This window comes from Streptomyces sp. NPDC021225 (assembly GCF_044332865.1).
Classification (GTDB): domain Bacteria; phylum Actinomycetota; class Actinomycetes; order Streptomycetales; family Streptomycetaceae; genus Streptomyces.
The window spans coordinates 268814-280003 of sequence record NZ_JBIRPV010000012.1; the positions used below are offsets into that span (position 1 = coordinate 268814).

Annotated in this window: 11 protein-coding genes; 3 read left to right on the forward strand and 8 right to left on the reverse strand. The window is 68.1% G+C overall.

Features of this window, described 5'->3' with window-relative positions; translation table 11 throughout:
• Positions 1–275 precede the first annotated feature (275 nt).
• The 8 genes from ACH4S9_RS37935 to rpmH form a co-directional block, all read right to left on the reverse strand.
• Entirely contained in the window at positions 276–1403 is a 1128-nt protein-coding gene (locus tag ACH4S9_RS37935) for a ParB/RepB/Spo0J family partition protein (RefSeq protein ID WP_311725993.1), read from the reverse strand.
• Positions 1400–2494: a ParA family protein gene (locus ACH4S9_RS37940; protein WP_398376220.1), complete on the reverse strand. Its 1095-nt coding sequence runs from the start codon at positions 2492–2494 to the stop codon at positions 1400–1402. The genes ACH4S9_RS37935 and ACH4S9_RS37940 overlap by 4 nt, the downstream gene beginning before the upstream one ends.
• A 280-nt stretch (positions 2495–2774) precedes the next feature.
• A complete protein-coding gene (gene rsmG / locus ACH4S9_RS37945; RefSeq protein ID WP_014177963.1) occupies positions 2775–3488 on the reverse strand; it encodes a 16S rRNA (guanine(527)-N(7))-methyltransferase RsmG in 714 nt (237 codons plus the stop codon).
• A 145-nt stretch (positions 3489–3633) separates the two neighbouring features.
• On the reverse strand, positions 3634–4143 hold the full coding sequence (locus ACH4S9_RS37950; protein WP_398376222.1) for a protein jag: 510 nt from the start codon (positions 4141–4143) through the stop codon (positions 3634–3636).
• Positions 4144–4157: 14 nt separating this feature from the next.
• On the reverse strand, positions 4158–5312 hold the full coding sequence (yidC, locus tag ACH4S9_RS37955; protein ID WP_311725991.1) for a membrane protein insertase YidC: 1155 nt from the start codon (positions 5310–5312) through the stop codon (positions 4158–4160).
• 3 nt (positions 5313–5315) lie between these two features.
• Positions 5316–5633 carry a membrane protein insertion efficiency factor YidD gene (gene yidD, locus ACH4S9_RS37960; RefSeq protein ID WP_065962016.1) on the reverse strand — a complete coding sequence of 106 codons (318 nt, stop codon included), beginning with the start codon at positions 5631–5633 and terminating at the stop codon, positions 5316–5318.
• Positions 5630–6013, reverse strand: a complete 384-nt coding sequence (gene rnpA / locus ACH4S9_RS37965; RefSeq protein WP_352130617.1) for a ribonuclease P protein component — start codon at positions 6011–6013, stop codon at positions 5630–5632. The genes yidD and rnpA overlap by 4 nt, the downstream gene beginning before the upstream one ends.
• A 24-nt stretch (positions 6014–6037) precedes the next feature.
• Complete coding sequence (rpmH, locus tag ACH4S9_RS37970; RefSeq protein WP_003956500.1) at positions 6038–6175, reverse strand: 50S ribosomal protein L34; 138 nt, start codon at positions 6173–6175, stop codon at positions 6038–6040.
• A gap of 459 nt (positions 6176–6634) precedes the next feature.
• On the opposite strand from rpmH, the gene dnaA reads away from it, so the two are divergent.
• The 3 genes from dnaA to ACH4S9_RS37985 form a co-directional block, all read left to right on the forward strand.
• On the forward strand, positions 6635–8527 hold the full coding sequence (gene dnaA / locus ACH4S9_RS37975) for a chromosomal replication initiator protein DnaA (protein ID WP_398376225.1): 1893 nt from the start codon (positions 6635–6637) through the stop codon (positions 8525–8527).
• An 894-nt stretch (positions 8528–9421) separates the two neighbouring features.
• A complete protein-coding gene (gene dnaN / locus ACH4S9_RS37980; RefSeq protein ID WP_311725988.1) occupies positions 9422–10552 on the forward strand; it encodes a DNA polymerase III subunit beta in 1131 nt (376 codons plus the stop codon).
• A 90-nt stretch (positions 10553–10642) separates the two neighbouring features.
• Positions 10643–11190 (forward strand): NAD(P)-binding domain-containing protein (locus ACH4S9_RS37985; RefSeq protein ID WP_398376227.1); only part of this gene is annotated, 548 nt, incomplete at its 3' end.

Here is an 11190-nt window from a genome sequence, read left to right on the forward strand (position 1 = left end):
TTGCGAGCGGCCGACAGCGCACTACGCCCCCTGAGCAGACTGCCGACGAATCCGCCGACCGCCCCCAGTCCCAATCCCGTTGCCAGCAGCCCGGTACGGCTCACCGACCGCATGGCCTTGCCTTCCGCATAAGACGCCTCCACAGGGATCCGCCCTACCTGTTCGCATCGTATCCGTGCCGACATTGCACCGATACCGCCCTTGAGCAAAGAGCGGGTCGTGTTCCGACCTCGCCGGAAAACGACCCGCCCCGCTCTGTCCGTAAGACCTGTGTCCTACTCGTCCTCGTCCGCCGCGTCCGAGAGCCGCTGCTCCAGGACCGGTCCCTCGCCCGGGGCAAGCGCTCCGAGAATGCGCTCCAGATCCTCTATCGAGGCGAACTCGACGACGATCTTCCCCTTCTTCTGACCGAGGTCCACCTTCACCCGGGTCTCAAAGCGGTCGGAGAGCCTGGAGGCGAGATCCGTGAGCGCGGGGGAGACCTTCGTCCCGGCTCGTGGCCCCTTGCCCTTCTGCGCCCTGCCCGGCCGCGAGCCCATCAGGGTCACGATCTCCTCGACCGACCGTACCGAGAGCCCCTCGGCCACGATCCGGTACGCCAGCCGGTCCTGCTCTTCCGGATCATCGACGCCGAGCAGCGCACGGGCGTGGCCCGCGGAGAGAACCCCCGCGGCCACCCGGCTCTGCACCTTGGGGGACAGCTTCAACAGCCGGAGCGTATTGGAGACCTGGGGGCGGGAACGCCCGATACGGTCCGCCAGCTCGTCATGCGTGCAGTCGAAGTCCTTCAGCAGTTGGTCGTAGGCGAACGCCTCTTCCAAGGGGTTGAGCTGTGCGCGATGCAGATTCTCCAGCAGCGCGTCCAGCAGAAGCTTCTCGTCCTCGGTGGCCCTGACGATCGCGGGAATCTTCTCCAGGCCCGCCTCCCGGCAAGCCCGCCAGCGACGCTCCCCCATGATGAGCTCATAGCGCTCGGGAGCCAACTGCCGCACCACGATGGGCTGAAGAAGCCCGACCTCCTGGATCGAGGTAACCAGCTCGGCCAGAGCATCCTCGTCGAACACCTCACGCGGCTGCCGCGGATTCGGGGTGATGGAGTCCAGCGGCAGCTCGGCGAAGTGCGCTCCGGCCACCTCCTCCACGACGGGCTGAACCGCCTCCTCCTGCTGCGGCAGCGCGACGTCGCTGTCCTCCACAACGACACGGGAGGGCAGCGAGGCGACCTTGGCCGCTGCCACACCACGCTCCTGTGTCAGCACCGGGACCGCCGACGGGGAGGTGGAGACCCCCGTCGCGGTGACCGTTCCCGCCACCGGCGCGGGCCCGGAGCCATCCGTCCCCTTCGGCGCGGGAGGGATCAGAGCCCCGAGCCCACGGCCCAGTCCTCTGCGTCGCTCACTCACTGAATCCCCTCCTGCATGGTGTGCTGGTCGTGCTGGCTGATCAATGGGAGGGCGTGGGCGCGCTGGGCGTCATAGTGGACCTCGCCCCCTCCGGCCCCTCTGAGTGCGATCTCCCGGGCCGCTTCGAGGTAGGACAGCGCTCCGCTGGACCCCGGGTCATAGGTGAGGACGGTCTGCCCATAGCTGGGAGCCTCGGAGATACGCACCGACCTCGGAATGCTCGTCCGCAGCACCTCATGGCCGAAGTGGCTGCGGACCTCATCGGCGACCTGCGAAGCCAGCCGGGTCCGGCCGTCGTACATCGTGAGCAGGATCGTCGAGACATGAAGCTTGGGGTTGAGATGCCCGCGCACCAGGTCGACGTTGCGCAGCAGCTGTCCCAGCCCCTCCAGGGCGTAGTACTCGCACTGGATCGGGATCAGGACCTCCGCCCCGGCGACGAGTGCGTTGACCGTCAGCAGACCGAGAGAAGGGGGGCAGTCGATCAGGATGTAGTCCAGCGGCTGCTCATAGGCCTGGATGGCCCGCTCCAGCCGGCTCTCCCTCGCCACCAGCGAGACCAGCTCGATCTCCGCACCCGCCAGGTCGATCGTGGCCGGAGCGCAGAACAGTCCCTCCACATCGGGCACGGGCTGCACCACATCGGACAGCGGCTTGCTGTCCACCAGCACGTCATAGATCGACGGGACCTCGGCGTGGTGATCGATACCCAGCGCCGTCGAGGCATTGCCCTGTGGATCGAGGTCGATGACCAGCACTCGGCCGCCGTGGAGTGCGAGAGAAGCGGCCAGATTGACCGTGGTGGTGGTCTTGCCGACCCCGCCCTTCTGATTGGCGACCACGATCACCCGGGTCTGCTCCGGCCTGGGAAGTCCCTCGCCCGCGCGACCGAGGGCTTGGACCGCCAGTTCCGCGGCGCGGCCAATGGGGGTGTCGTCCATCGGGGGCAGTGTTTCACGTGAAACATCCTCCCCCGCCGATTCGGTACGGGGGCCGGGGACCGGGTCGGTCATCGGCCCCGCGATGTTGGCGTCGGACCGCAAGGATTCACTCTCCTCGACATCAGGCTCGCGATGAACAGAGCCTGCCATGCTTTTGGGGTTGTGAACCAGCGAGGCCCGTTCTCCTGTGGATGAATCCACATCCCGTCGGGGCCGACGGTCGCGCGGCAGTGCGGCCGCGCGCCCACGACTGATGATTCCATGCAGCAAGGAGCGACGTTTCACGTGAAACACGATGCACGGACAGCCTCACCGATTCGTGGCGACACTCCGGTATGCGTAGTTTTGGCAGCTTGTATGGAGCAGCCGAGCCCGTCCTATGGAGCAATGCCGACTACGACCTCGGCAGTGGCACCGCCCGGGGGCCCGCTCAGCGGCGGCGCCGGGGGCCCTTCCGGGCCGCCTTGGCCCGCTTGGCCGCGAAGCGCACACCGCCGGGGCTCTCGCCGACCTCGACCCGCACCACAGTGGAGAGAGGGTCCACGATCCCCTCGCCGACATGGAGCACCGAAGTCCCGACCACCCCGAGCTTGCTCAGCGCGGCACGGGCTTGTTTCAGCTCCTCCTCCGCCGTATCTCCCTTGAGCAGCAGCATCTCCCCGTACGGGCGCAGCAGGGGAACGCCCCAACCGGCCAGCCGGTCCAGTGGGGCCACGGCGCGCGCCGTCACCACATGCATCGGGGGGAGCTTCCCCAGGACCTCCTCGGCCCGGCCCCGCACCACCGTCACATGGTCCAGCCCCAGCAACTCGACAACTTCCTGGAGGAAGTTCGTACGGCGCAGCAGCGGCTCCAGCAGCGTGATCCGCAGGTCCGGGCGCGTCAGGGCGAGCGGAATGCCGGGCAGCCCGGCGCCCGAGCCCACATCGCACACGGTGACCCCTTCAGGGACCACCTCGGAGAGCACCGCGCAGTTCAGCAGATGACGCTCCCACAGCCGAGGTACCTCACGCGGACCGATCAGACCGCGGGTGACTCCGACGTCGGCGAGCAGTTCCGCGTACCGGACGGCCTCCAAGAAGCGCTCACCGAATACCTCCCGTGCCTCCTCGGGCGCCGGGGGGAGCTCCGCTGCTTCCGTCACGGGGACCGTCCTTCCATACCGAACACTGTGGTGACCGAACACTGTGGTGAACGCTGATGCGAGGCTGACAGCTGATGCAAGGCTGACAAGATTCGGCCCCGCCTGCGAACAGACGGGGCCGTGTGGATCATGAGGCTGGACCGGTTCAGACCGGAAGCACGACCACGCGACGCTGGGGCTCCTCGCCCTCCGACTCGCTGCGCAGTCCGGCCGCCGCCACCGCGTCGTGCACGACCTTCCGCTCGAACGGCGTCATCGGCTTCAGCTTCACCGGCTCACCGGTGTCCTTGGCCTCCTCCGCGGCCTTGGTGCCCAGCTCGGTGAGCTCGGCACGCTTACGGGCCCGGTACCCGGCGATGTCGAGCATCAGCCGACTGCGGTCGCCGGTCTCCCGGTGCACCGCGAGCCGGGTCAGCTCCTGGAGCGCCTCCAGTACCTCACCGTCCCGGCCCACCAGCTTCTGCAGATCACGGCTGGTCGATTCACTGATGATCGACACCGCGGCACGGTCGGCCTCGACGTCCATATCGATGTCGCCGTCGAGGTCCGCGATGTCCAGCAGCCCCTCGAGGTAGTCGGCCGCGATCTCCCCTTCCTGCTCGAGGCGGGTCAGGGTGTCGACACCCTCGGCAGCAGGGGTGGTGCCTTCCGTCACGGATGGACTCCTTCTTACTTCTTGGACGGGTGCTTGGGACGCTGCTGGCCCTTACGCTGCCCGGACTTGGCAGTGCGGGCGGAGCCGGAAGCCGAGCCGCCGGCCGGCTTACCGCCCTGCGCCCCCTTCTTCTGCGCCACGCTGCGCTGCTGCTTCTCCGGCGCGGAGTCGGCCGACTTTTCCAGCGAGGGCTTCTCGGCCGTCTCCTGGGACTGCGCCGTGGCCTTGGCGTGGCCCGAGGCGGTCTGGCGCTGCGACTTGCTCTGGCGCTTGGGCTGCTGCCGGTTCGCACGAGCCGTCTCGGCCGCCTTCTTGGCCTCGACCTCGGCCGGCTCCTCCTTGAGCTGGCCCTTGGCCCGCAGCCGCTCCTGACGGGCCTTGTAGGCGACGCTACCGGGGGTCGGGTTGCGGCGGATGATGAACATCTGCTGGCCCATGGTCCACACGTTGGTGGTCAGCCAGTAGACGAGGACACCGACAGGGAAGTTGATACCGAAGACGGCGAACATCACCGGGAAGACGTACATCAGCATCTTCTGCTGCTGCATGAACGGCGTCTTCACCGTCAGGTCGACGTTCTTGGTCATCAGCTGGCGCTGGGTGAAGAACTGCGACGCCGACATCAGGACGATCATGATGACCGTCACGACCCGGACGTCCGTCAGCGTGGCGCCGAGGGACTCGACCTGCGAGGCGGACGACATGAACTTCACGGACAGCGGAGCGCCGAAGATGTGCGCCTGACGGGCGCTGTCCAGCAGCTGCTGGTCGATGAAGCCGACCGTGCGGTTGTTCGCGATGTGGTTCAGGACCTGGTACAGCGAGATGAAGAACGGCGACTGCGCCAGGATCGGGAGACAGCTCGAGAGCGGGTTGGTACCCGTCTCCTTGTAGAGCTTCATCATCTCTTCGGACTGGCGCTGCCGGTCGCTCTTGTAGCGCTCCTGGATCGCCTTCATCTTCGGCTGGAGCGCCTGCATGTTCCGCGTCGCCTTGATCTGCTTCACGAAGAGCGGGATCAGGCAGATACGGATCAACACGACCAGAGAAACGATGGACAGACCCCACGCCCAGCCACTGTTCTTGTCGAAGATGAGGCTGTAGAACGCGTGGAACTGGACGATGATCCAGGAAACTACGTCATAAAGAGGACTGAGGATCGTGTCCACGAATCAGGCTCCTTGGGCGTTGGGCTGGGTCTCGGGCTGTGCGGCAGGCTCCCCGGCGGGATGACCGCCGAGGCGGTTGCGCAGCCGCTGGTGCCAGACCGGACGCTTTCGGGGAGGAACGTGGTCGACGCCACCGAGCGACCACGGATTGCAGCGCAGGATGCGCCACGCCGTCAGCGCCGTTCCTTTCACCGCGCCGTGCCGGTCAATGGCTGTGTAGCCGTAGTGCGAGCACGACGGGTAGTACTTGCAGACCGGTCCCAGCATCGGGCTGATGGTCCACTGGTACAGCTTGATCAACCACAGCAGCGGGTACTTCATCGCGGCACCCCTCCCAGTAGCCGCCGCACCGCGGTGTCGAGGTCGCGCGCCAGCTGGTCGTGGCCCGCCTCACCCGAACCGGGCAGCGCCCGTACGACCACAAGGCTACCTGCGGGAAAAAGTTCGAGGCGGTCGCGCATGAGATGGCGCAGTCTCCGCTTCACCAGGTTACGCACGACTGCACCGCCGACCGCCTTGCTCACGACGAAACCCGCACGCGCCGGGGGAGCACTCTCCCCAGGTGCGTGCGGGTCCGTTTCACCGCTGGCAAGACCGCTGCGATAGTGCACGACGAGAAGCGGGCGTCCGGCCCGGCGCCCTCGGCGTACCGCGGCTGCAAAGTCCTCGCGCCGCCTCAGCCGTTTTTCGGTAGGCAGCACGTCATGGACCTTGGGTCAGGCTGCTCAGGCCGACAGACGGGCGCGACCCTTGCTACGGCGGGACGCGAGAATCGCGCGGCCGGCACGGGTACGCATACGCAGCCGGAAGCCGTGGGTCTTCGCGCGGCGGCGGTTGTTCGGCTGGAAGGTGCGCTTGCTCACTCGGGGGCTCCAGAAATGAATCGGGTGGTGGCGGGACATCGCCTGGCTGTCACCGTGCGCCCACGAGTAGCTCGCAATACGCCCGAGTGCACCGCTTCATGATCTCCGGACCCAGGGTCCGCGATCCTTGCCCATCGGAGGCAGGCGGCAGCAGCCATCGACAACTCGACCTGGTTACGGTACGCGCGATTACGCCATCCGGTCAAACCGACAGCGCCCGGCGGCGCGGCCGTGCCGCGCCGCCGATCGGGAACGCGAACCCCGCGCTTCCGGGGGCAGGGGAACGCGGAGCGACATCGCATGGCACATTTGTACACACCCTGTGGACAACGACTTGAACCGCGTACCTCGGCCTGACTACCGTGGCTGGGCTCCGATTCCTTCCCGCCCGTCCCGAGAACCGCATATTCGTGGGAACTGTCGGCGTCCCCCCACCCAGCGAGTGAGAGAGCGTGCCCTGTGGCTGACGTACCTGCCGATCTTGCCGCAGTGTGGCCACGTGTGCTCGAGCGGCTGCTAGGAGAGGGAGCCGGCCAGGGCGGACAAGGCGTCGAGGCCAAGGACGAGCACTGGATCCAGCGATGCCAGCCGCTCGCCCTTGTCGCGGACACTGCGCTGCTGGCCGTGCCCAACGAATTCGCCAAGGGCGTGCTGGAGGGCCGCCTGGCCCCGATCGTCAGCGAGACGCTCAGCCGCGAGTGCGGCCGCCCGATCCGGATCGCGATCACCGTCGACGACTCCGCCGCCGAACCGGTGGTCCCGCAGCAGCCGCAGCGCGACACCTACGAGGCCTACGACAACCGCGACAGCTACGACGCCCGGGACGGCTACGACGCCCGGGACGCCCGGGACGGCTACGACGGCCGCGACGGTTACGGCCGCCCGGCGGGGGACGAGCTGCCGACGGCCCGCCCCGCCTACCCCGGCTATGAGCAGCACCGCCCCGAGCAGCAGCACCGCCCCGAGCCCGGCGCCTGGCCCCGGCCCCGCGACGAGTACGGCTGGCAGCAGCCCCGACTCGGCGGCTTCCCCGAGGGCGATCCGTACGCCTCGCAGCGTCCCCAGCCCGGCTATGACCAGCCGCGCTACGACCAGCAGCCGCACTCCGATTACCGGGGCCCCGGCGCGGAGCGGCCCGCGCCCGGGCCGCTCCCGGGCGCCGGCCCTGGTCCCGATCGGTCGCCCTACGAGCAGCCGCGCCGGGAGCTCCCCGATCCGCTCGAGCGGTCCCGCGGCGGCCCGCCCGCGCTGCCCTCGCAGACCGGCGCCCCCGGCCCGCTCGCCGCGCAGCCCGCGCCCGCGCCCGGCCCCGGTGAGCCGACCGCGCGCCTGAACCCGAAGTACCTCTTCGACACCTTCGTCATCGGCGCGTCCAACCGCTTCGCGCACGCCGCGGCGGTCGCCGTCGCCGAGGCGCCCGCCAAGGCCTACAACCCCTTGTTCATCTACGGGGAGTCCGGGCTCGGCAAGACCCACCTGCTGCACGCGATCGGGCACTACGCGCGCAGCCTCTACCCGGGGACGCGGGTGCGCTATGTGAGCTCCGAGGAGTTCACCAACGAGTTCATCAACTCCATCCGCGACGGCAAGGCGGACGCGTTCCGCAGGCGCTACCGCGACATGGACATCCTTCTCGTCGACGACATCCAGTTCCTCGCGAGCAAGGAGTCGACGCAGGAGGAGTTCTTCCACACCTTCAATACGCTCCACAACGCCAACAAGCAGATCGTGCTGTCCTCCGACCGGCCGCCCAAGCAGCTGGTGACCCTGGAGGACCGGCTCCGCAACCGCTTCGAGTGGGGCCTGATCACGGATGTGCAGCCGCCGGAGCTGGAGACGCGCATCGCGATCCTGCGCAAGAAGGCGGTGCAGGAGCAGCTGAACGCGCCGCCGGAGGTGCTGGAGTTCATCGCCTCCCGTATCTCTCGCAACATCCGTGAGCTGGAGGGGGCGCTGATCCGGGTCACGGCCTTCGCCAGCCTGAACCGCCAGCCGGTGGACCTCGGCCTCACCGAGATCGTGCTGAAGGACCTGATCCCCGGCGGCGAGGACGCCGCCCCGGAGATCACCGCCACCGCGATCATGGCCGCGACCGCCGACTACTTCGGGCACACGGTCGACGATCTGTGCGGGGCCTCGCGCAGCCGGGTGCTGGTCACCGCGCGGCAGATCGCCATGTATCTGTGCCGTGAGCTGACCGATCTGTCGCTGCCCAAGATCGGGGCGCAGTTCGGCGGGCGGGACCATACGACCGTGATGCACGCGGACCGCAAGATCCGGGCTCTGATGGCCGAGCGGCGCTCCATCTACAACCAGGTGACCGAGCTGACGAACCGCATCAAGAACGGCTGACAGAGACGGCTGCGGCGCGGCTCGCGCGCCGGATTCCGCCCAGGGCGCTTGGGGAGAAACGACTCCCGCAAGCGCCCTTCGTCGTTCCGGCCCCCCTCCGGCCGGGCCCGGCTCCTCCCGCCGGCCGCCTCGCCGCGGCGCACCCCCGTCCCGGCCTGTTCGATTCCATGCCCTCGGACGCGGCTTCTCCACAGATCCACGGCCGATCCACCGTCCACACCCTGGGGATGCCCCGGTTGTCCAGACTGTGTCCACAGGGGCGGCCGCCGGAGCGGCATCAGGGGAGGTCAGCGGGGTGTGGAATTGTGACAATCGACAGTCCACAGACTGTGGACGACCGGGATACCCACAGGGCTCGCTCCGCGTTGTCCACCGCCCGCCCACAGCCGGAGCCCCGTCACCCACAGCTTCTCCACACCCTCATCCACTGTTCGGCAATGAAACAGGCGTGGTCACCGAGATGAGTGAAAGGCGTCACACCAACGAGCCGGGTTGGGCTGTGGGGAAGGTGGGTAAAACTGGGGACGCAGCTGGGGAGAACCAGGGCTCGCCTGTGCATCGGGTGTGCAGAACTCTTCGGCGTCCACAGAAGACCGCGGTTGTCCACTGCCGCCGCCCACAGGGTCAGTGGATAAAAAATCGGTGCTGACCTGCGAGAAGTCAGTTGTCCACCGTTTCCACAGGGCCTACTACTACGACCACTCAGTTAGAGCGGGAAATTCGCTTCGAAGTGGGGCCTGTGCACAACCGGGCACCGAGCCGCCCGACACCTCGGGCGCCGATTTGACCCGGAGCCGCACCGACTGTCGGCGGCGTACGTCAGACTGGTCTCCGGCGATTGCGCCGACGACGAAGGCCAGCAGGGCGAGCCAGCAACAGCAGGAGGCGGTTCCGGTGAAGATCCGGGTGGAGCGCGATGTACTCGCGGAGGCAGTGGCCTGGGCGGCCCGCAGCCTTCCGGCCCGTCCACCGGTGCCCGTCCTCGCAGGCCTTCTGCTGAAGGCGGAAGACGGTGCCCTCAGCCTCTCCGGCTTCGACTACGAGGTCTCGGCCCGTGTGTCGGTCGAGGCCGATGTGGAAGACGGCGGCACGGTCCTGGTCTCCGGCCGTCTCCTCGCCGACATCTGCCGCGCTCTCCCCAACCGCCCTGTGGAGATCTCCAGCGACGGTGTGCGGGTGACCGTCGTCTGCGGCTCGTCGCGATTCACACTCCACACCCTCCCTGTGGAGGAGTACCCGGCCCTGCCGCAGATGCCGACGGCGACCGGCACCGTGCCCGGCGATGTGTTCGCCGCCGCCGCGGCGCAGGTGGCCATCGCGGCCGGCCGCGACGACACCCTGCCGGTGCTCACCGGTGTGCGGATCGAGATCGAGGGCGACACGGTCACGCTGGCCTCCACCGACCGCTACCGCTTCGCGGTCCGCGAGTTCCTGTGGAAGCCCGAGACGCCGGACATCTCCGCGGTCGCGCTGGTGCCCGCCAAGACGCTCCAGGACACCGCCAAGTCGCTGACCAGCGGTGACACGGTGTCTCTCGCGCTGTCCGGCTCGGGCGCCGGCGAGGGCCTGATCGGCTTCGAGGGCGCCGGGCGCCGGACCACGACCCGGCTGCTCGAAGGCGATCTCCCGAAGTACCGCACGCTCTTCCCGACCGAGTTCAACTCCATCGCGGTGATCGAGACGGCTCCGTTCGTGGAGGCCGTCAAGCGCGTCGCGCTGGTCGCCGAGCGCAACACCCCGGTCCGGCTGACCTTCGAGCAGGGCGTGCTGATCCTGGAGGCCGGGTCGAGCGACGACGCACAGGCTGTGGAGCGCGTCGACGCCCAGCTCGACGGCGACGACATCTCGATCGCCTTCAACCCGACGTTCCTGCTGGACGGGTTGAGCGCGATCGACTCCCCGGTCGCCCAGCTGTCCTTCACCACGTCGACCAAGCCCGCGCTGCTCAGCGGCAAGCCGGCCGTGGATGCCGAGGCGGACGAGGCGTACAAGTACCTGATCATGCCGGTGCGTCTCAGCGGATGAGCGGGTGTTGCCCACAGCTGAGCGGCAACACGTGGGCGTAGGCTCGGACTCAGGTGCGAAACGCAATGACTACGGCATAAAGGATCACTGATGGAGCTCGGTCTCGTCGGTCTCGGCAAGATGGGCGGCAATATGCGCGAGCGCATCCGCCGCGCAGGTCACACCGTCATCGGGTACGACCGCAACCCGGACGTCGCCGATGTCCACAGCCTCGGCGATCTTGTGGACAGGCTGAAGGGACCGCGCGTGGTGTGGGTCATGGTGCCGGCCGGCATCGCGACCCAGACCACCATCGACGAGCTGGCCGAGCTGCTGTCGCCCGGCGACATCGTGGTCGACGGCGGCAACTCCCGCTGGACCGATGACGAGAAGCATGCCGAGCAGCTGAACGCCAAGGGCATCGGCTTCGTCGACTGCGGCGTCTCCGGCGGCGTCTGGGGCCTGGAGAACGGCTACGCGCTGATGTACGGCGGGGCCGCCGAGCATGTGGCGAAGGTTCAGCCGATCTTCGATGCGCTCAAGCCCGAGGGCGACTTCGGCTCGGTCCACGCCGGGAAGGTCGGTGCCGGCCACTTCGCGAAGATGGTCCACAACGGCATCGAGTACGCGATGATGCAGGCCTACGCCGAGGGCTGGGA